The organism is Thiocapsa sp. (assembly GCF_018399035.1).
Lineage (GTDB): Bacteria > Pseudomonadota > Gammaproteobacteria > Chromatiales > Chromatiaceae > Thiocapsa.
The window spans coordinates 970093-990479 of sequence record NZ_CP073760.1; the positions used below are offsets into that span (position 1 = coordinate 970093).

Here is a 20387-nt window from a genome sequence, read left to right on the forward strand (position 1 = left end):
GATCGTCACCGAGGTTCGGGTTGAGCGGTTGCAGAACTCGGCATCAACGCACCCGGTGGATCGCGCAAGCGCGATCCGCCTTGTCTGATTCAAGCGCTGCCGAGGCGCCGCGGCGTCCACTCGCGGACTCCGGCGGCGTCCCGACATCGCCCTTATCCCGCCTTCTCGGAGCCGCACTTACCCTCGCCGCACTTGCCTTCCTTCTCCTTGTCGGCGCCGCATTTGCCTTCGCCGCACTTACCTTCCTTCTCCTTGTCGGCGCCGCACTTGCCTTCGCCGCACTTGCCCTCGGTGCCCGCTTCGGCGAGCAGCATATAGCCGGCATCGAGAGACTGGGCGGCGAAGGGGTTGCCGGCGGCCTGCGCGAGGCCGATGGCACCGAGGCTGCCGACAAGGGCAGCACCGACGAGGGCTGCAGCGGGGATGATCGTCTTCTTGGTCATGATTTCAATCCTAAATGGGTTTAAGGCCGGTGTTCGGGGTGTGGTCTCTGAGTACCGCATCCCCGGTTGTGTTTCTTCTGATGGTCGGGGCGCGTCGCCTGCGAGCCGTCTCGGAGTCGCGAACCCGCTGCTCGGCCATCACCGCTAAAGACCCGGGAGAAGGCTCGGTTCTTTCATCCTCGTCGCCAGGTATGAAAACGCGCCAGCCAGACCAGCGCGGTTTGCGGCGCATGCGCGCGTTTCCAGTTCCCGGCGGCATACTTGGCCGCCTCGCTCCAGGTCGGGTAGGGATGGATGGTGCCGAGGATGCGCTCCAGTCCGAGACCATGCTTCATGGCCAGGGTGAGCTCGGCGAGCAGCTCGCCGGCGTGCTCGCCGACGATGCAGGCACCGAGGATGCGGTCCTTGCCGGGCGGGGTGAGCACCTTCACGAAGCCGTGGGCGGCGCTCTCGGTGATGGCGCGGTCGAGGTCATCGAGTCCGTAGCGGGTGACCTCGTAGGCGATGCCTCGGGCTTGGGCCTGGCGTTCGGTCAAGCCGACCTGTGCGACCTCCGGGTCGGTGAAGGTGACGCGCGGGATCACGCGATCATCCACCTTGAAGCGCTTGATGCCGCCGAATAAGCCGTTGACGGCCGCGTACCAGGCTTGATGAGCGGCGACATGGGTGAACTGATGAGGGCCGACCACGTCGCCGCAGGCCAGGATGTTCGGATAGCGGGTCTGCAGAGAGGCGTTGGTCTCGATCGTGCCGGCCGCGGTGAGCGGAATGCCCAAGGCCTCCAGCCCGAAGCCGGTCACTCGCGCGCGTCGCCCGATCGCGCAGAGCAGGAGATCGAAGGGAAGCGCTTCCTCCGCGCCGCCGGAGCTCTGATCCGGATGCGCGCCCACCGGATGCACGCCCGGCCCGGAGGTGATCACCAGGCGCTGCTCTCCGTCCACCACCTCGCAGCGCAGGGTCCGGGTGTGGGTCAGCAGGCGCACCCCGTCCTCGCGCAAGGCCGCCTCGATCAGCGCGATGGTGTCCTCGTCCTCTTTGGGCAGGATGCCCGAGCGCGCGACCTGGGTCACCCGGCAGCCGATGCCGGCGAAAGCCTGAGCGAGCTCGCAGCCGATCGGTCCGCCGCCGAGGACGACGAGTCGCTCCGGCTTCTCGGTGACGGACCAGAGGTCCTCGGAGGTGACATAACGCACCCGATCAAGACCGGGAAGGTCGGGGACGATCGGGGCGGCGCCGGTGGCGATCACGATCGCGCGACTGGTCAGGGTCCGCGCACCCGTGGGCGTGTCGATCTCCACGCTCCAGGGCGAGACGATCCGCGCGCGACCCTGGATTACCTCGACGCCCAGCGCGGTATAGCGCTCCACCGAGTCGTGGGGCTCCACCTCGGCGATCACCCGATGCACGCGCCCCATGATCCGCGCGAAGTCGACCTCGGCGCTCGCCCCGACGACGCCGAGACGCTCCGCCCGGCGGACCCGGCGGAGAAAGCGCGCACTGCGGATCAGCGCCTTGGAGGGGACGCAGCCGGTGTTGAGACAATCCCCGCCCATCCGATCGCCTTCGATCAGCGTGACCTTCGCCTTCACCGCTGCGGCGATATAGGCACTCACCAGACCGCCCGAGCCGGCACCGATCACCACCAGATTGCGATCGAAGCGACGCGGTCTCGGCCAGCCGGCATAGACCCGTCGCGCCCTGATCTTCTCGACCACCCATTTGGCCAGCAGCGGGAAGACGCCGAGCAGCGCAAAGGAGCCGAGCAGGGCGGGGGAGAGGATCCCCGACAGGCTATCGAGCCGGGCCAGCTGGGTGCCGGCATTCACATAGACCAGGGTCCCGGCAAGCATGCCGACCTGACTCACCCAGTAGAAGGTGACTGTCTTGATCGGCGTCAACCCCATCAGCAGGTTGATCACGAAGAAGGGAAAGACGGGCACCAGCCGCAGGGTGAACAGGTAAAAAGCCCCGTCCTTTTCGATGCCCTTATCGAGCGTAGCCAGACGCGCGCCGAAGCGTCGCTGCACGGCATCGCGAAGCAGAAACCGCGACACGAGAAAGGCTAAAGTCGCGCCGATGCTGGACGCGAAGGAGACGATCAGGGTGCCCACTCCCAAGCCGAAGAGTGCGCCGGCGGCGATGGTCATGATGGCGGCCCCCGGCAGCGACAAGGCGGTCACCGCGACATAGCCCGCGAAGAAGGCACCGATGACCAATGCAGGGTGCGCCGCATACCAGGCGTCGAAGCCCTCTTGACTTGTCTTCAGAGCATCGAGGGTCAGGTAGCGGTCCAGGCCGAAGGCGAAAAAGGCCCCGACCGCCACCACGATGACCAGCAACAGGACGATCTTCTTCATGGGTGTTCTCCGGGATCACGGGTCTGATGGGTGTTTGAGGGACCGGGTGCTCGGTCGGGCGTTGATCATTCCGTCTCTTCCCGAGAGAACGCTCGATGGCGGTTTCTTTCATCACCATCATCACGCGCGTGCTCGGATCAGAAAACCGCCCGATCACGACCGAGTCACGATCCCGAGTCCGATGCCACGATTCGATGTCACGAAACATTGAATGCCCGTCATGCTTCGTTCAACCGGATCGGGTGTGAGATCTGCAGATCCGGTCTCTTGGAAGATCCTTAAATGCTGTTTTGGAAAGGGAAATTTCGGGTTCTCGAAAGCTGGCACGGCGTCTGCTTTATCACTGTCAAGCAACGACGATAGGTCGCTGCAAGCACGACGATCCGAACCCATCCAATCAGGAGTACGACCATGACCATCACGAAATCCGCCCTCGCATTCGCCGTGACGCTGTTCGCCGCCAATATCGCCGCCGATTCCGTCTACCAGGGTCTCGCCGACGGCAATCCGGATCTCTTCGCACACTCCCGCGAATCGGTCCCGGCGGTCGGGATCCAACCCGGCGTCGGCGACAGCTTCGATCTGTATCATGGGCTTGCCGACGGCAACTCGGAGCTCTTCAGTCCGGTGCAGGACGACAAGAACCACGGCCCACGTCCCGATATCTACGGGAACTTCGGACCCACCGGGGATCTGACCTACTAGACCCCGAACCGAGGGAAATCTTCAAATCATGGGGCCGCACCGCGGCCCCGCGGGGCGAGCGACGGCAATCCCGGGGTCGCCATCGGTGTCGCCGCTGCATGACGAACATTGGCTCCGAACCGCGTCGACGACGCGAGGGTGCTTTTGCATGAGTGAATCGAGATTCACGCCGATCGATCGTCGACGCTTTCTCGCCGCCGTGTTGGCGGGCTCGTCCGGGTTGAGCTGGTCCGCTTCGACACGATCCGGCGCAGCGCCTCGCGCGGACCCGCCTGCCTCTGCCTCTGCAACCGCACTCGCACCCGATACGAACGCGCACGTGCGCGCCATCCGTGATGCCTTGACGCCGCAAATCATCCAGGCGCAGGCCCGTTTCAAGATCCCGGCACTCAGTCTGGCGCTGGTCAACACCGATCGGGTCCTCTGGGCCGAAGGCTACGGTCTGGCCGATGTCGAGGCCGGAATCGCCGCCACCGCCGCGACCCGCTACCGCGCCGGCTCGCTGGCCAAGCCCCTCACCGCCGTTGCCGTCATGCAGCTGGTCGAGTCCGGGCGGATCGATCTGGATCAGCCCCTGTCGGCCTATCTCGAGGGGTTTTCCGTACGCACGCGCATCGACGGCCCGAACGCGCCCGTGAGTGTTCGAAGTCTGCTCTGCCACCACAGCGGTCTGCCGACCGACCTGACCAAGGGGATGTGGACGGACGAGCCCTTTACGCGCGTCGTCGAGTCACTGCGCGAGGAGTACGCCGCCTTTGCGCCCGAGCTGGTCTTCTCCTATTCCAACCTCGGCTACAGTCTTCTGGGCCATCTCGTCGAAACGGTTTCGGGTCAGCCCTTCGAGCGCTATATGGACGCCCATGTGTTCGGCCCGCTGCGCATGACCGACACCCGCTTCCTCGCGCGGGCCTCGCCCGCGAGCGCCCGCGGATACCGCGAGGGCGCGCCGATCACGCTCTTGCCGGTGCGCGATCTGCCGGCCCACGGCATCGAGACCTCCGCTGCCGACCTGAGTCGTCTGATGTGTGCGCTGCTCGGCGGCGGAGTGCTCGAGGGTCACCAGATCCTCGCCCCGAGCACGGTGGAGGCGATGTCCGAGGTCCAGAACCCGGACAACCTCCTGGACATGGAGATCTTCAACGGCTTGGGCTGGTTTCTCGAGCAGGACACGATCCCGAGTTGCGGGCGCGTGCTCCGCCACGGCGCCACCACGCCCGGATTCGCGGGCGAGTGCATCCTCTTGCCCGAGGAGGGTTTGGGCATTGCCGTGTTGGCCAATGCCGACGGTGCGCGCAGCGTGATCAAACGGTTGGCCGAGGAGACCCTGAGCCGCGTGTTGAGCGCCGCGCCTCAGCCGGTCTCCGCGCAGCTGTTCCTGGCGCCGGCCGAGCGCTCGCCGGGGCCGGCGCCCGTCATGGCACTCGAAGGCGACTATGCCACCGATCTGGGCCTGATCGCCTTTCGACCCGAGCAAGCCACCCTCTGCGCCTGCCTCTCGGGCGATACCTTCGGACTCGTGCCGCTGCCCGAGGGCTGGTTCGGGATCGCGCCGGACAGTGTCGAGACCTTGCCCCCCGCCTTTCGCCCGCTCGCCGACATGCAGTTTCAGACCCAACAGCGTGACGGGCGCGACGTGGTGATCGCGCGACGCGGCGATCGCGAGATGCTGCTCGGGGAGAAGGCGCCTGCACCCGAGACGAGCCCGTCCTGGGGTGCGCGTGTCGGCACCTACGCGATCCTCAACGCCGATCCCGGTTTTCCGATTGTCGATGTCGAGCTCAAGCTGCGCGAAGGCCATCTGTGCTTCAGCTACCGCATGCCGTATCTCACCGCCGCGGCGATTCAGGTGCCTCTGCGGGCGGTCTCCGAGAACGAGGCGATCATCCTCGGGCTCGGACGGACCCGCGGCGAGACCCTGCGGATGGTGCGCGATGCGGCCGGCGAGGAGCGGCTGCGTTTCTCGGGGCTGATCGGACGCAGAACAACGGCGGCTCCGGGCATGGGCGGGGGTGCATGAGTCGGAAGAGGATCACGCTGTTTCCCGGGGAGCATCGAGCCGGGCCTGACCTGATCCCGCCGCGTTTTGATCTCGCCGGATCCTGCATGCGTCGGGCAGAAAACCGTAGGCGGCGACCGGAGTCGATATCGCTTTCCGGGTTCTGCATCCGCTGAACGGTCGGATCCGGCTCGCTCGTCACGGTTCAACGCGGGCAGATTCCGAGCAGGTTCCTCACACGTTTCCAGGGTTGCAGGGTCACGGGAGCCCGGTCGGCGCCGCGGTCGAAGAAGAATCCGGTCGAGGATCCGCCGTCGAGGTTGATGGCGCGATCGACCCGCCACGGCGTCAGGGCGTCCGGGGACGCAAGGATGGCACCGAGCTCGGCGAGGGTGAGACTGCTCGGGGTCGCACCGATGACCCAGTGTCCGCGCCAATCCGTGGCGACGAAGGTGCGGCGCCGCGGATCGGAGGCGGACAGGCCCCGCACCGGGCGTGCGTTTTCCACGAGATAGGGTCCGCTCTGCAATAAGGCGGTGATGCCCGGGTGATCTTGGAATCGGCCACGCCGGACGAGGTGGATGCCGCGCTCGTCGCTGTAGATCACGCCGCTCAGGAGTTTCGCCGTCTCGAAGCGGTTGATCCGCTCTCCTTTGGACATCACGAGCCCTGCTGGTTGCCAATCCGGATGGAAGAAGCCGCCGTTGACCCCAGCAACACAGCCCTCGGCGCGGAAGGCCGCCTCCAGCGTCGGGTGAGCCGGTTCGGTACCGGACCCAAGATCGATGACCTCCAAGCGGAACGCCCGCGAGGTGAAGAAGGCGAGGTGTGCGGTGACCTGTTTGCCGTCGGACGGGCGCACCGCGGTGTGCTTGGCGTAGGCGAGGTCGACGGTGACGTCCTGTCGCTCCGACTCCCCGGTGGGCATCCAGTCGGCGGCGAGCGCGTTCGCGGCGAGCAGCAGAAGGACCCAGAGCAATAGGCCCGGGGACGCTTGACGCGGGCTGAAGGACCTCCGCACGCGACCAGCTCGCTCTCGTCGGATCGTCGTCCTCATCGGGGACGCCGATGGGGTCCCCGACACCGGTGCCCTGTGGTCCACATCAACCCCGTCGACCGGCAATCCGGCCCGTCGCCACTCGGGCAGAGCGTCCCGGAGTCGCCTCGCCTGAAACCGCGCTGCGCGCAAGCGCGCCACGGCTTCGCAGGACAGCACGCACCAGGGACCTCGGCAGTAGGCCACGACCTCGCGATCTTCCGGGAGCTCGCTCAGCCGGCTTTCCAACTGATCGAGCGGGACGTTCAGTGCACCCACGACATGCCCCTGCTGCAGATGCTTGGAGGTATTGGCGATCGAGAGACCTGCGGTACGGGCAAGATCCTCGACGTTGCGCTCGCCCTGCGCCAGGACATCCAGCAGCTCCAAGCGTGCGGCACTCGCGAGACCGCGGGCGATGAGCGCGAGATGCTCGAACAGGGCCTGTTTGGGGGCCCCCTCGGGGGCCGGACCGAGGGGTGGATTGGAGGCCCGATGCGGGATGCAGGCTTTGGGCATGTCCAACGTGCTCCGATGCAGATGAAGGCGCGACGGCGGGGTTGTTCGAGGTCCGGCGAGCGGTCAGTATAGGTTCCGGTCGGCCGCTGGGGGCGATAGACGGCTCCGAGGTTTCGAGGCGCCGGCTTCTTTCAGCCCACCGCAGACCGTCCCGCCGGCGGACCCGACTCCGGGCAGACCGCCGGGATGCGCCGCAGCCACACCGGGCCGATCGGCTCGACTACGGAGAGCATTAGCCTGTGCGATTCATCCTTCAAACCGGTCCGAACGGCACGCATTCCTGCCGCCTGTCCGTCCGTTACGCCGCGGCGGCCGCCGCCTTCGTCGCTGTCATGGGCGCCCCTGCGATCAGCGCGGAGCCCGTCCGCATCGATCCGGAAACAGGTGCGGCCACTTACGCGACCCAAGCCCACGGCGTGAGCATCTCGCTCACCCAACTCCTGCCCGACCAAGTCCGCGCCTTCTACGTCGCACGCGGCTTCGAGCTGGCCGATGCGGATGTCTTTGCCGGGGCCTGCGTCTATATGACCGTGCTGCGCAACGACACGGCGCCGGGCGAGCTCGACTTTCGCCTGTCCGACTGGGAGGTCCGACACAACGATGAGGTCCGGCTCCTTCCGCCGCTGGACGACTGGTCGGCGCAATGGGCTGCGCGCGGCGTGCCCGATGCGGCGCGTCTCGCCTTCCGATGGGCGCAATTCCCCGCCGAGCAAGCCTACGCGCCAGGGGAGTGGAATCAAGGCATGTTGGCCACGGGGCTGCCGCCCGGCAGTCGCTTCGATCTGATCGCCCGCTGGACGATCGCGGACCAAACCTACGAGGGGAGACTCGACGATGTTCGTTGCACCGATTGACCGGATCCCCGCAGGCCGGTCGGTTTTGCCGGCCCTGCTCCTCTGCATCGGCACCGTCGGAGCCGTCGGCGCTGGCGGTGCCGCCGATCTACCGCCCCTGAGCCACCGGCTCACGGTGATCGAGGATCCCGCTCCGGCGCCGCCGCTGCGCCTGGAGGATATCGACGGGGTCGAGCACGATCTCGCCGACCTCAAAGGCCGGCTGGTCCTGGTGAACTTCTGGGCGACCTGGTGCCCGCCGTGCCGTCGCGAGATGCCGTCCATGGAGCGGTTGTATCAGCAGTTCAAGGAGCGCGGTCTGACGGTACTCGCCGTGGACGTCGGAGAGGACATGGACACCGTCTTCGCGTTCACGGGTCAGTTGGATCCGGCGCCGACCTTTCCGCTCCTGCTCGACATCGATTCCAGCGCTGCGCAGGACTGGGGCGTGAAGGGTCTTCCCACCAGCTACGTGGTCGACCCGGAAGGCCGGGTGATCATCCGAGCCGTGGGCGGGACCGAGTTCGACGATGCGGCGGCCGTGGAGCAGTTATTGCCTCATCTTCCGAAGCCTTGACGGCGTCCCGCGATGTCAATAGGTTCGAGCCCGAGGCTGACGAATGACGGCGGTCGGGATGGCGCGTCGCGATAGACAGGTCGATCTTGGAATGTCGATCCGCGGACGGACGACAAATCTCAAGGATTATAAAGACGGCGACCTCGACAGCTCCACCTGGTCGTAGGCACCGGACAGCGACAGCTCGGCCTCGACGACGCGCAGCGGGATGGATTCCGACGGATGCTGGTCGCTGCTCAGACTCCAGGTCCCGTCCGGCTGGCGGAGGAGCAGCTCCGCCTGCATCCGATACTGCGACAGCAGCAGATAGGCCTGCAGGCTTTGGATGCTTCTATAGTGTCGGAATTTGTCGCTGCGGTCGTCGGCCTCGGTGGAGTCCGATAAGACCTCGACGATCAGGGTCGGATTGGTGACCAGGTCGCGCCGGCCGTCGTGGAACCGGCGCTCGCCGCAGATCACCATTCATGCCAGGTCGCCGAACAGCAGGCCCAAGTCGATCTCGATCGCTTCGAACGGCGGGATGCGCGCCTTGGCCGCGATCTCGTCCGGGCCTTCGGCCGTGAACACGGCACGATATCCGCCGGCATCCAGGGCATAGGCGATCAGCGCCCGGTCCTCGGGAGCGACAATCCAATAGAAGGGAACCCCGGCACGCTGCAGCCGCAGGAAGTGCGTGACCGTGTCCTTGCGCTCGTGGCCAGGGGAGAGGATCTCGCAGACCCAGTCCGGCAGCACGGTGATGACGCCGGAAGGGCGCTCCGGCAGCCGCTCCTTGCGCCAGCCGGCCAGGTCGTGGCTGGGACAATGGTGCTCGTTGTAACGGACACTGATCTCGGGGACGATCCACCAACCGCCGGGTTGCCGTTGCATGACGAGCGGGAATGATTGGCCAATCAGCGCGGTCTGCACCTGGCCATGCTCGAAACGACTCATCGGCCGCTGCACGATCTCGCCGTCGATCAGCTCAACGTGCTCGTCGCCGGGCCAGGCCAGCAGGTCGTCGATGGTGAGAAATCGTTGCGCTTCCATCAGATGTTGCTCGCAAGTCAGTCGGTGAGGGTTTCGATCGCGGGATCCAGCTTAAACCGCGCCCAGTGCGGTATGCGATGTTTTTGGATGGGATCGGCCCCGGCGGATTTCAGAACCGCTGCAGCCGGCTCGCCGGCTCGCTGACCTGGCCGGGCTGCCCGACCAGCGCCTTGACCAGGCTGTCGTTGAGCGCGCTTTCGACCTCCAGATTCGGGTAGCCCAGGGTGTATTCGAGCCGCGCACCGAACATTCAACGCATCGGTGGATGATGGGCTGACGATCTGCCAGTATCGGTCTCACCAGGCCATCCCGGCAGTCGGAGGCACACCCCTTGGACAGCTTTATCCAGACCCACGAGGCGACGATCCGCCTTGTGTTTTTCTTCGGCATCTTCGCGCTCATGGCGATTTGGGAAGTGCGCGCCCCACGCCGCGCCCGGACACTGACCCGACTGCAACGCTGGACCAGCAACCTGGGGCTGGTTGTCTTGAATACGGTCGTGCTGCGCATCCTGTTTCCCGCCGCGGCGGTCGGGATGGCACTCTTCACGAGTGCGCAGGGGTGGGGGCTGCTCAACGCGATCGCGCTGCCGGGCTGGCTCGCGGTGCTCATTGCCGTCGTCGTGCTCGACTTCGTCATCTGGGTGCAGCACGTGCTGTTCCATGCCGTGCCCGCGCTGTGGCGGCTGCACCGGGTCCATCATGCCGACCTGGACTACGACCTGACTACCGGCGCGCGCTTCCACCCGATCGAGATCGTGCTGTCGATGCTGATCAAGTTCGCGACCATCGCGGCACTCGGCCCGCCGGTCGTCGCCGTCATCCTCTTCGAGGTCATCCTCAACGGCATGGCCATGTTCAATCATGCCAACGTGCGTCTCCCGCTCGGGGTCGACCGCGTCTTGCGTTGGTTCGTGGTGACACCCGACATGCACCGTGTCCATCACTCGATCGAGGACGACGAGACCAACTCCAACTTCGGCTTCAACCTGTCCTGGTGGGATCGCCTGCTCGGCACCTACCGTGATCAGCCGCGGGCCGGTCACGAAGGCATGACCATCGGGATCCGCGACCACCGCGATCCGCGCCGGGTCGATCGGCTCGACGGGATGCTGGTGCTGCCCTTCATCGGACCGGTGACCGATTATGCAATCAATCGGCGCCGCTGGGAGGATCAACCGCCGGATACGCGGCCATGAGCAAACAGCTCGCGCGCCTGCTCGTCCTGTCGGCGCTCGGCGGCGTCATCGCCGTCGCGCTGCTGTACCGCGAGCAGCTCGATCCCGCGGCGATTCTGGCCTGGGTCGCCTCGGCAGGACCGGCGGGGCCACTGACCTTTATTCTGGTCTACGCCCTCGCTGCGGTCCTCTTTCTCCCCGGCTCGGTCCTGACGCTGGCGGGCGGCGCCTTGTTCGGTCCGCTGTGGGGCACCCTTTTCAATCTCATCGGCGCCTCGCTGGGCGCGGCGTTGGCCTTCCTCGTCTCGCGGTATCTGGTCGCCGATTGGGTCCGGCGGCGCGTCGGTGGACGTGCGAATCGACTGATCGAGGGCGTGGAAGCCGAAGGTTGGCGTTTCGTCGCCTTCACCCGTCTGGTACCGCTCTTCCCCTTCAACCTGCTCAACTATGCGCTGGGGCTCACCCGCATCCCGTTCCTGCACTATGTCCTCGCGACCGCCGTCTGCATGGTGCCCGCGACTCTGGCCTTCACCTGGATCGGCTTTGCCGGGCGTGAAGCTGCAGGCGGCGGGGAAGGGCTCATTCAAACCGGTCTGATTGCGCTCGGGCTGGTCGCGGCGGTTGCCTTCCTGCCGCGTCTGGTGATCCGACTGCGGGGTCGACCGACTCAGGACCCTCCATCGCCCGCACAGACGCCTGTCTCCTCGGACACCACAACGCCGCGACAGGAGTAATTCGTGGCGCACGTCTCCCGCCTCGGGATTGCAGTGGTCAGGCTGGATGCGGACGAAGCCGCGCGGGATATGGATACGCGGGTTTACTCGCATCGCCGAAAGCGCGCGGATCAGGACGATCCAAGCCATTGATATTATTGGTGCGCGAGGGGGGACTCGAACCCCCACGGATTGCTCCGCTGGAACCTAAATCCAGTGCGTCTACCAGTTCCGCCACCCGCGCGCGCCGCTATTCTACTGCGGATCCGAGAAGAAGGTTAACTTTGGACGCAACGGCGAAAGGCGCCCGAAGGCGCCTTTCGCGTTGTACCGCCGTTCGCCGCCTTGCGGATCGAACGGCGATACCGATCAGGGCTTCACGGTCGTCAGACCGACACTGACCCAGTCCTGCATACCGCCGCGGTACCACTTGAGCTTATGCACCGGGTAGCCGAGACCTACCAAAGTCTTGATGTTGTCGGTGGACTGCCCGCACCAGATGCCGTTGCAGAAGAGGACGAGGGTCTTGGCGTTGGCGAAATCCCAACTGTTCGTCTCGGCGTCGAAGCGGCCGTCGAACTCGTCTGCGAGGATCTGTCGGAGCTCTTCGGCTTGCTCGGGTGTTTCGAAGGTTCCGGCGGCATCCGAGCTGATCTTGTTCCAAGGAATATTCATCGCGCCGGGGACGGTCCCGCGCATGGCCCAGTCGGGGGTGCGCGAGTCGACGACGAGGATGCTGTTGTCGCCCTTGGACTTGCGGTTCAGGTAGTCCAGAACCTCCAGTTCACCGATGGTGCCGACGCCGGGGAGGGCGACGATCGGCTGCACGCAGAACGGGGGGCATCCGCGATCGGTCTTTTGGAACATCGCGGGAAGGGTCGCGTCGCGGTCGTGACCGCGTTGAATGGTAACGGTCTGGCCGTTGTGAACGACATCCATGCTCTCGATGGTTGCCGAGATCCGGTTGTCGGCAGCGAGTAGGGTGCCGGGCAGGACGCTTGCAAGAACGATCAAAAGCGTTGCTGTGGTGGTCTTTTTCAGCATCGATGGTCTCCTTGAATCCGATTTGAAAAGGGTCGGCCGTCACGGGTCTGATGCGACCCGCTCATCCCGTCACTGCGGTTTCTTCACGTACGTCGGGAAGGTCGCCCCTTGCTCCCGTATGGCTTGCTCGTAGCCCATCTCACCCTGACGCTGTGCCTTCTTTGCGAGGGCCGTTGCAGCGGCGAAATCGCCGGAATTGGCGAGCTCCTGCGCATCCTTGATGAGCTTCCCGGTGTCGCGCCACTCGCCCCGGACCGAGCTTGCCTTCTTGCGCGCGGCCTCGGCTGCGGCGATGGCCTCTTCGGCTTGTTTCGCGGCGTCGGTGTCGACAGTCGCGCCTTGGGCCTGCTCGGCCGCGAAGGTGTCTTGTTTCATCGCCTTGATGGCCAGCTCGCGCGCCTTCGTGAACTGGCGCTCGGGCATGATCGACTCGGCCTCTTTGATCATGGCCGCGGTATCGGCAGACGCGACGCCTGCAGTTTCGGCGAGGGCGTGTGCCGCTTTGGCCTCTTCGATCGCCTGCTCGGCTTCGGATCTATGGGTCGCCCATGCACTGGTGACCGGAACGGCGACCAACAGGCCGCCGATGAAGATCATTCTGACTACACTGCGAATCGACATCGTGTTGGAACTCCTCTCGTGCGCTCTCCGAGGGGGCGCGCCGCGGGGGCGCTCCCCGTGCCTGTTGCGGCGTTATTGGTGTCGGTTATTTGCGTGAACCAGGGCCATTGAGCTCCAAGCCGTTGCTCATGTAGGTCATGAAATACTCAAGGTTACGATACTCCTCGCCTTGCAGCGGGAAAGGTGCCGAGCGCACCTGCTCATTGCAGCCTTTGTAGCGCCGGTGCAGGGTGCCCATCTCGCCCCACTTCGAGCGATAGACCGGCCAGTGTGTGGTTTGGCCGAATGCCGGGCCCAGCATCTCGGTGCGCAGCGTCGTGCCCGAGTTGCCGAAGTGGCAATGACTGCAGGAGAAATTGAACTGCCCGCGCCGTGCGAAGTAGAACTCCTTGCCGGCCTGGTAGGCCGCGAGCGCGCGCGGGTCGTCCGCGGGAATCTCCACATTCGTCACCTGGCCGCGGGATTCGAAGGCCATGTAGGCGGTGATGTCCGCCATCGGCCCCTTCGCGTAATCGAGCGGCTTTTCGCCATTGGCCTCGAGGCACTCGTTGATGACAAGCGGCAAGGTGATGACCATTCCGCGGTCCTTGTCCCAGTAGGGATAATTGCCGGCGATCGCCGGACCATCCGGGAAGCAGTCCGCGTAGGTCTTGCCGTTGGCGAACGGCGTGTTCCACATCTCCTCACCGGCACTGAGTGCATTCTCGTAGGGCGGGAATTCCTCGATCGCATCCCAGTTTTCGCGTCCGACCGGGTCAATGGAGTAGACACCGTTGGCGAAGTCCTGAAGGGGCACGGATGGGAACCGCTCGGTGAAGTAGGCTTGGAAGATCGCCTTGTCTTCCTCGGGTGTCGAGGCGAGCGCCGGGGCAGCGAGCGAGCACGCGAGGCCGACAGCGGTGAACGACAGCAATAGCTTTGACATTATTGATTTGCCTCCGAAGGTCGCTCTAGAGTGTCCAGACGTATTCGACGACATCCGCGAATTCCTGGTCGGTCAAGATCTCGTGCTTGCCGAACGGCGGCATGGCGGCTTCGGGCGCCTTGACGGTCGCATCCCAGATCTGGCGAGCGAGGGCTTCCTTGCTCGGGTAGCGGGTTTGCATGGCGATCAAGGCCGGTCCGATGGCTCCGGGGCTCTCGGCGCCGACGATCATATGACAGGCGAGACAGTTGCCTTTGCCGCGGTCCTCGGCAATGACCTTGCCTGCTGCAGGATCTCCGTTGAGGTCCAGTTCAGGCATGTCGGCCGCCGCGGCGATGACGGCAAGTGTGGATAATCCAAGACCAAGAGCAATCGCGCTCGCTCGGATCGGGCGTAGGGACAGCATGTGTGTAGCCTCCTAAGGTCTCTGCTGTAACGACATGGCTCGGAGTTGCTCCGCAGCCTGTTTTCTTGTCTGATCTCCGCGTCGTCGCGCGGTCATCCCGCGGTCGTTCGGTGACGCCGCGATGTTCTGTCGGACGAATCCTAACACGTCGAATTGAAAATGTCCGACGCCCGAAGTGCGGTGTAAGACGAGAATATCCAGAGACGTCAATCTGACGCGAAGCGGGCTCGGCGATGGCATTCGAGACCCATGACCGGGCATACTAGTCGGGATTCACCACGCCGCCGGCCCCAGCGGCAGGGGGCGCACTTGCAGCCAAACGGAGGACTCAAAAACAATGTCACTTTCAAGACGTGAATTCATGCGACTCATGGGCATCGCCGGTGCCGCCGGGATGTTCCCCGCGTCGGCCTTCGCGGCAAAGCGGATGCCGGCCGATCTGTACGAGGTCCCGAAGTTCGGCAATGTCACCCTCCTGCACATCACCGACACACACGCGCAATTGAATCCGGTCTATTTCCGCGAGCCGAGCGTCAACCTCGGCATCGGGCCGGCCTTCGGAAAGGCTCCGCACGTGGTGGGCGAGGCGTTTTTAAAGCACTTCGGTGTCGATCCGGGCGGGATCGAGGCGCATGCTCTCACCTTCCTCGATTTCGACGCCGGTGCGGAGCAATACGGCGCGGTCGGCGGCTTCGCCCATCTCAAGACGCTGGTGGATCGCGTCCGCGCCGAGCGCGGCGACGGCAACAGCTTGCTGCTGGACGGCGGAGACACTTGGCAGGGCTCGGGGACGGCCTACTGGACCCGCGGCATGGACATGGTCGGCGCCACCAACCTGCTCGGCGTCGACGTCATGACCGGTCACTGGGAGTTCACCTATCTCGACGAGGAGGTCATCAAGAACGTCGGCGAATTCAAAGGCGACTTCGTCGCTCAGAACGTCAAGGTCCGCGAAGAAGCGCTCTTCGACTACCGCTTCGCGGACTTCCCCGGCTTCGACGAAGACCTCGGGCGCGCCTTCAAGCCCTACACCATCAAAGAGGTCGGCGGCGTGAAGGTCGCGGTGGTCGGTCAGGCATTCCCTTACACCCCGATTGCCAACCCGCAGCGCTTCATGCCGGACTGGACCTTCGGCATCGACGACAGCTCGATGCAGGATGTCGTCGATCGGGTGCGCGAGGAGGAGAAGCCGGACCTGGTGGTCGTGCTCTCGCACAACGGCATGGACGTGGATCTGAAGATGGCCTCGCGCGTCACCGGCATCGACGTCATCTTCGGCGGTCATACCCACGACGGGATGCCGGCACCGACCATCGTCGAGAACGCCTCGGGTAAGACGCTCGTCACCAACGCAGGCTCCAACGGCAAATTCCTCGGCGTGATGGACATGGAGGTGAAGGACGGCAAGCTGCAGGATTTCCGCTATCGTCTGCTGCCGGTGTTCTCCAACCTGCTGGCCCCGAATGCCGAAATGGTCGAGTACATCACCGGAGTGCGCGCACCCTACAAGGCCCAGCTCGAAGAAGAACTGGCGACCGCGGAGGAGACGCTGTTTCGTCGCGGCAACTTCAACGGCACCTTCGATCAGGTCATCTGCGACGCGCTGCGCAAGGTCAACGACGCCCAGATCAGCCTCTCGCCGGGCTTCCGATGGGGCACGACCGTGCTGCCGGGTCAGAAGATCACCATGGACAACGTCATGGATCAGACCTGCATCACCTACCCGGAGACCTACCGGCGCGAGATGACCGGTGCGGAGATCAAGCTGATCCTCGAAGACGTGTGCGACAACCTCTTCAATCCGGACCCCTACGTCCAGCAGGGCGGTGACATGGTCCGCCTCGGCGGGTTGGACTATGTCTGCGATCCGACCGCTTCGATGGGCGATCGCATCCTTGACATGGCACTCGACGACGGCACCAAGATCGAGGCCGACAAGACCTACGTGGTCGCCGGCTGGGCAACGGTCGGCAGCCAGTCGCCGGGCGAGCCGATCTGGGAGACGGTCGCGACCTATCTGCGCGACATCAAGACCGTGAAGATCGAGAAGCTGAACACGCCGAAGCTCAAGAACGTGACCGGCAATCCGGGCATCGCGGATTACCCCTTTATGTGAACGCTGCGGGGTCGGCGGCTGGACGCCGTCCGACCCCGCCCCGACCCGCGGCGGATCGCCCCGTTCGGGTGTCCGTCGCGGGCCACCCCCGCCGTCCACCCGATCCCCCAGTCAAATGGCTCGACGAGAGCATGCCCTTTCCAGGCGTGGTCGTTGTCATTTTGGGCTCGGTGTGAACGGAGTTGCTGCAACGTGACAAAACGAACCCCCGCGCAGCACCTTCGGATTAAACAATTCTTCGGATAGATAGAAAGAATGCATGGATCATTGACGCAGTACCGCCCGACCAACACAATCGCGCGTTCTCCGACACCGCCGATCGCCTGATCGCGTCATCCCATCGGGGAGACTGCGCCCCTGTCCGCCGAGACCTCCCGGGTGCCGTAGGTCCGGATCCCATGTGCCTTTTTTTAGACACCGATCGATGGTGTCTCTTCCTGCGTGCATCGGACGATCAAAAACAACCGCCTCCAAAGGTACCCTTATGAAGCAACACACGGTCGATGCCATCACGGCACATCCGCGTTATCAGGAGCTGATCGGCGCGCGCAAGCGCTTTGCTTGGAGCCTGACCGCAGCCATCCTGATCATCTATTACGGATTCATCCTTGTCATCGCCTTCGAGCCGGCGTGGCTGGCCATTCCGGTGGCCGAAGGCTGGACCATGACCGTCGGCATGCCGGTGGGCATCCTGATCATCTTGAGTGCCTTCATCCTCACCGGCATCTACGTGGCCCGTGCGAACGGGCAGTTCGATCGTCTCACCAAAGAGATCCAGGAGGATTTCGAATGACACGTCTCGGAATTTGGGGCGTGTTTGCTGCCCTCATGGTCCCCTTCGGAATCGCTGCCGCGCCTGCCTTGACGGGCACCGTCGTTCAGAGCAGCGTGAACGTCACGGCCATCGTGATGTTCGGCATCTTTGTCGGCGCGACCCTGGGCATCACCTATTGGGCATCCAAGCGGACACGCTCCGCGAGTGACTTCTATACCGCCGGTGGCGGCATTACCGGCATGCAGAACGGCTTGGCCATCGCCGGCGACTTCATGTCCGCAGCCTCCTTTCTGGGTATCTCCGGCCTGGTCTTCGCGACCGGCTACGACGGACTGATCTACTCCATCGGCTTCCTCGTCGGCTGGCCGGTGATCATGTTCCTCATGGCCGAGCAGATCCGCAACCTCGGCAAGTTCACCTTCGCCGACGTGACTTCGTATCGCTTCGGTCAGACCAAGATCCGCACCATGGCGGCCATCTCGTCCTTGGTCGTGGTCGCCTTCTACCTGATCGCTCAGATGGTCGGTGCGGGCAAGCTGATTCAGTTGCTGTTCGGGTTGGAGTACTGGGTCGCCGTCGTTTCCGTCGGGCTCCTGATGATGACCTACGTCATCTTCGGCGGCATGACCGCAACGACCTGGGTGCAGATCATCAAGGCCGTTTTGCTGCTCTCGGGTGCGACCTTCATGGCCATTGCCGCGCTCGCCGTCTTCAACTTCTCCCCCGAGGAGATGTTTAGACAGGCCGTGGAAATCAGCCCGGTAGGCGACGCCATCATGGGCCCCGGCTCTTTGGTCAAGGATCCGATCAACGCCATCTCGCTGGGTCTGGCCCTGATGTTCGGTACCGCCGGTCTGCCGCATATCCTCATGCGGTTTTTCACCGTCCCGAATGCCAAAGAGGCCCGTAAATCGGTCTTCTACGCCACAGGCTTCATCGGCTATTTCTACATCTTGACCTTCATCATCGGCTTCGCAGCGATCGTGCTGTTGTCGCAGAACCCGCAGTTCTTCAAGCCCGAGGCGCTTGCGGCAGACGGCTCCGTGATCAAGGAGCAGTTGATTAGCGGCCTGTTGGGCGGCACCAACATGGTCGCCATCAACCTGGCCGAAGCGGTCGGCGGAAACCTCTTCCTCGGCTTCATCTCGGCGGTCGCCTTCGCGACCATCCTCGCCGTGGTCGCAGGTCTCACCCTCGCCGGAGCATCGGCGATCTCGCACGATCTCTACGCCAACGTGATCGCGCGCGGTCGCAGCAACGAGACGACCGAGATCCGCGTCTCGCGCTTCGCGACGCTGGGCCTTGGCGTGCTCGCGATCGGTCTGGGCATCGCATTCGAATCCCAGAACGTCGCCTTCATGGTCGGATTGGCCTTCGCGATCGCGGCGAGCGCCAACTTCCCGGTGCTGGTGGCCTCGATCTTCTGGAGCAAGATGACCACGCGCGGTGCGATGATCGGCGGTTTCGCCGGGCTCTTCAGCGCGGTCGGCCTCACGGTCGTCTCCAAGGCGGTATGGGGCGACGTGCTCGGCTTCACGGCGGTCAATGCAGAGGGTGTTGCGGTTCCGATCGGTCTGATTCCGCTCGACAACCCGGCGATCATCTCGATCCCGATCGCCTTCTTCTGCATCTGGTTCTTCTCGGTCCTCGACAACTCCGAGCGCGCCAAGATCGATCGAGCGGCCTATCCCGCCCAGCGGATCCGTTGCGAAACCGGCATCGGCGCAGAGGGCGCAGCAAGCCACTAAGCCGCGACGAAAACGTAGGATGGGTAGAGCGAAGCGAAACCCATCCTCCCCGCGCTGCGGGGGTCGTTCACAAGGCGCCGGGTGTCCGTTGACTTGCCGAGGGCAGATCAACGGACACCCGGCGCCTTGCGTATCGACCACACCTAAGGCTTACTTGGCTGCCCCAAACGGCGACCCGTCGATGTCGACACCCAACCCGCCATCAGCCAAACACCATGCAACCGCTCTACTTCGATACCGCCGCAACCACCGCGGTCGATCCGCACGTCATCGAGGACATGATCGATGTCCTGCGCAACGTCCCCGGCAATCCCTCCTCGACAACTCACCCGCAAGGCCGAGCCGCAGCGCAACATGTCGAGGCCGCGCGCGCGGCGGTCGCCGCGGAGCTCGGATGCGACGTCGACGAGGTCATCTTCACGGCCGGCGCGACCGAGGCGAACAACCTCGCGCTGCGCGGCATCGCCTTGGCGTATCGCGCGCATGGGCAGCATCTGGTCACCTCCGCGATCGAGCACAAAGCCGTGCTCGCCTGCTGTCGGGCTTTGGAGTCCGAAGGCGTGGAAACCACCTACGTGAAACCGAGCCGCGGCGGCTGGGTGACGCCCGAGTCCATCGTCGCGGCCCTGCGCCCGGATACCCTGATGGTCTCGCTGATGCACACCAACAACGAAACCGGTGTCATGCAGCCGATCGCCGAGGTCGCCGCCGCGGTCGCCGAGGCCGGTGTCCTGTTGCATGTCGATGCGGCGCAAGGCGCGGGTAGATTCGCGATCGACCTCACGCAGACGCCAATCGACCTCCTGTCGCTCTCCGCGCACAAATTCTACGGACCGAAAGGCGTCGGCTGCCTCGTCGTGCGCGACCGCCGGCATGTCCGGCTTCAACCGCTGATGGACGGCGGGGCCCAGGAATACGGACTGCGCCCCGGGACACTCGCGACCCATCAGATCGTGGGCCTGAGCAGTGCGCTCACCCGTGCCGCGGCACGTCGCGAGCAGGATCTCCGGCTTGTCACCGGGCTGAAGCAGCGTTTTCTGCAGGGTCTCGGCGAGGATCTCCGCTTCCACATCAACGGCGACCCGGCCCGGACATCGCCCTACATCATCAACCTCTCCTTCGAGGGCGTGCCGAGCGACGCACTCATCAATCAGCTCGCCGAGGAGATCGCGATCGGCTCCGGATCCGCCTGCTCCTCCGGCGCGATCGAGCCCTCTCACGTCCTGCGTGCGATGGGAATCGAGGAGGGTGCTTTGTACGGCGCGGTGCGTATCAGCTTCAGTCGCGACCACACCGAGGCACAGATCGACCAAGCCGCCGACGCCCTACGACAGGCCCTCGCACGGATTCGTGACTTGCAGGATTGA

The 20387-nt window shown here is 64.6% G+C and carries 20 protein-coding genes, 1 tRNA gene and 1 pseudogene; 10 read left to right on the plus strand and 12 right to left on the minus strand.

Annotation, left to right across the window (positions count from 1 at the left end; translation table 11 throughout):
* Window positions 1-152 precede the first annotated feature (152 nt).
* Window positions 153-443, minus strand: a complete 291-nt coding sequence (locus tag KFB96_RS04395; protein WP_213459327.1) for a low-complexity protein — start codon at window positions 441-443, stop codon at window positions 153-155.
* A 173-nt stretch (window positions 444-616) separates the two neighbouring features.
* Window positions 617-2800 carry an FAD-dependent oxidoreductase gene (locus KFB96_RS04400; protein WP_213459328.1) on the minus strand — a complete coding sequence of 728 codons (2184 nt, stop codon included), beginning with the start codon at window positions 2798-2800 and terminating at the stop codon, window positions 617-619.
* A gap of 411 nt (window positions 2801-3211) precedes the next feature.
* Between KFB96_RS04400 and KFB96_RS04405 the strand changes: the two genes are divergently transcribed.
* Window positions 3212-3505 carry a hypothetical protein gene (locus KFB96_RS04405; protein WP_213459330.1) on the plus strand — a complete coding sequence of 98 codons (294 nt, stop codon included), beginning with the start codon at window positions 3212-3214 and terminating at the stop codon, window positions 3503-3505.
* 148 nt (window positions 3506-3653) lie between these two features.
* Complete coding sequence (locus KFB96_RS04410) at window positions 3654-5522, plus strand: serine hydrolase (protein WP_213459332.1); 1869 nt, start codon at window positions 3654-3656, stop codon at window positions 5520-5522.
* A 184-nt stretch (window positions 5523-5706) separates the two neighbouring features.
* Here KFB96_RS04410 and KFB96_RS04415 read toward each other — a convergent pair whose 3' ends face one another.
* Window positions 5707-6558 carry a phosphodiester glycosidase family protein gene (locus KFB96_RS04415; protein ID WP_366931540.1) on the minus strand — a complete coding sequence of 284 codons (852 nt, stop codon included), beginning with the start codon at window positions 6556-6558 and terminating at the stop codon, window positions 5707-5709.
* 54 nt (window positions 6559-6612) lie between these two features.
* Window positions 6613-7056: pseudogene (locus KFB96_RS04420) on the minus strand (ArsR/SmtB family transcription factor); the annotation flags it as partial.
* A 239-nt stretch (window positions 7057-7295) separates the two neighbouring features.
* On the opposite strand from KFB96_RS04420, the gene KFB96_RS04425 reads away from it, so the two are divergent.
* Window positions 7296-7910, plus strand: a complete 615-nt coding sequence (locus KFB96_RS04425; RefSeq protein WP_213459334.1) for a hypothetical protein — start codon at window positions 7296-7298, stop codon at window positions 7908-7910.
* The gene (locus tag KFB96_RS04430; protein ID WP_213459336.1) at window positions 7891-8466 is read left to right on the plus strand and encodes a TlpA disulfide reductase family protein; all 576 of its coding nucleotides are present in this window, start codon (window positions 7891-7893) and stop codon (window positions 8464-8466) included. Before KFB96_RS04425 ends, KFB96_RS04430 begins: the two co-directional genes overlap by 20 nt.
* Before the next feature lie 126 nt (window positions 8467-8592).
* On the opposite strand, the gene KFB96_RS04435 is transcribed toward KFB96_RS04430, so the two are convergent.
* The 3 genes from KFB96_RS04435 to KFB96_RS04445 all read right to left on the minus strand — a co-directional run bounded on the left by KFB96_RS04435 (window position 8593) and on the right by KFB96_RS04445 (window position 9745).
* Window positions 8593-8928 carry a Uma2 family endonuclease gene (locus KFB96_RS04435; protein WP_300971291.1) on the minus strand — a complete coding sequence of 112 codons (336 nt, stop codon included), beginning with the start codon at window positions 8926-8928 and terminating at the stop codon, window positions 8593-8595.
* Window positions 8929-9495, minus strand: a complete 567-nt coding sequence (locus KFB96_RS04440) for a Uma2 family endonuclease (RefSeq protein ID WP_213459338.1) — start codon at window positions 9493-9495, stop codon at window positions 8929-8931.
* Between the two features lie 109 nt (window positions 9496-9604).
* Window positions 9605-9745, minus strand: a complete 141-nt coding sequence (locus KFB96_RS04445) for a hypothetical protein (protein WP_213459340.1) — start codon at window positions 9743-9745, stop codon at window positions 9605-9607.
* An 81-nt stretch (window positions 9746-9826) separates the two neighbouring features.
* Between KFB96_RS04445 and KFB96_RS04450 the strand changes: the two genes are divergently transcribed.
* Entirely contained in the window at window positions 9827-10693 is an 867-nt protein-coding gene (locus KFB96_RS04450; RefSeq protein ID WP_300971293.1) for a sterol desaturase family protein, read from the plus strand.
* Window positions 10690-11406: a TVP38/TMEM64 family protein gene (locus tag KFB96_RS04455; protein WP_213459342.1), complete on the plus strand. Its 717-nt coding sequence runs from the start codon at window positions 10690-10692 to the stop codon at window positions 11404-11406. The genes KFB96_RS04450 and KFB96_RS04455 overlap by 4 nt, the downstream gene beginning before the upstream one ends.
* A 138-nt stretch (window positions 11407-11544) precedes the next feature.
* Here KFB96_RS04455 and KFB96_RS04460 read toward each other — a convergent pair.
* From KFB96_RS04460 to soxX, 5 genes are all read right to left on the minus strand, one after another.
* Window positions 11545-11629: transfer RNA gene (locus tag KFB96_RS04460), tRNA-Leu, on the minus strand.
* A 125-nt stretch (window positions 11630-11754) separates the two neighbouring features.
* Window positions 11755-12429 carry a rhodanese-like domain-containing protein gene (locus KFB96_RS04465; protein ID WP_213459343.1) on the minus strand — a complete coding sequence of 225 codons (675 nt, stop codon included), beginning with the start codon at window positions 12427-12429 and terminating at the stop codon, window positions 11755-11757.
* A gap of 69 nt (window positions 12430-12498) precedes the next feature.
* Window positions 12499-13050: a hypothetical protein gene (locus KFB96_RS04470; protein WP_213459345.1), complete on the minus strand. Its 552-nt coding sequence runs from the start codon at window positions 13048-13050 to the stop codon at window positions 12499-12501.
* 85 nt (window positions 13051-13135) lie between these two features.
* A complete protein-coding gene (soxA, locus tag KFB96_RS04475) occupies window positions 13136-13975 on the minus strand; it encodes a sulfur oxidation c-type cytochrome SoxA (protein ID WP_213459347.1) in 840 nt (279 codons plus the stop codon).
* 25 nt (window positions 13976-14000) lie between these two features.
* A complete protein-coding gene (gene soxX, locus KFB96_RS04480; protein WP_213459349.1) occupies window positions 14001-14381 on the minus strand; it encodes a sulfur oxidation c-type cytochrome SoxX in 381 nt (126 codons plus the stop codon).
* A 337-nt stretch (window positions 14382-14718) separates the two neighbouring features.
* On the opposite strand from soxX, the gene soxB reads away from it, so the two are divergent.
* The 4 genes from soxB (at window position 14719) to KFB96_RS04500 (ending at window position 20387) form a co-directional block, all read left to right on the plus strand.
* Entirely contained in the window at window positions 14719-16497 is a 1779-nt protein-coding gene (gene soxB / locus KFB96_RS04485; protein WP_213459351.1) for a thiosulfohydrolase SoxB, read from the plus strand.
* 484 nt (window positions 16498-16981) lie between these two features.
* A complete protein-coding gene (locus KFB96_RS04490; RefSeq protein ID WP_213459353.1) occupies window positions 16982-17290 on the plus strand; it encodes a DUF485 domain-containing protein in 309 nt (102 codons plus the stop codon).
* On the plus strand, window positions 17287-19020 hold the full coding sequence (locus KFB96_RS04495) for a cation acetate symporter (RefSeq protein ID WP_213459355.1): 1734 nt from the start codon (window positions 17287-17289) through the stop codon (window positions 19018-19020). The genes KFB96_RS04490 and KFB96_RS04495 overlap by 4 nt, the downstream gene beginning before the upstream one ends.
* A gap of 215 nt (window positions 19021-19235) precedes the next feature.
* A complete protein-coding gene (locus KFB96_RS04500) occupies window positions 19236-20387 on the plus strand; it encodes a cysteine desulfurase family protein (protein ID WP_213459357.1) in 1152 nt (383 codons plus the stop codon).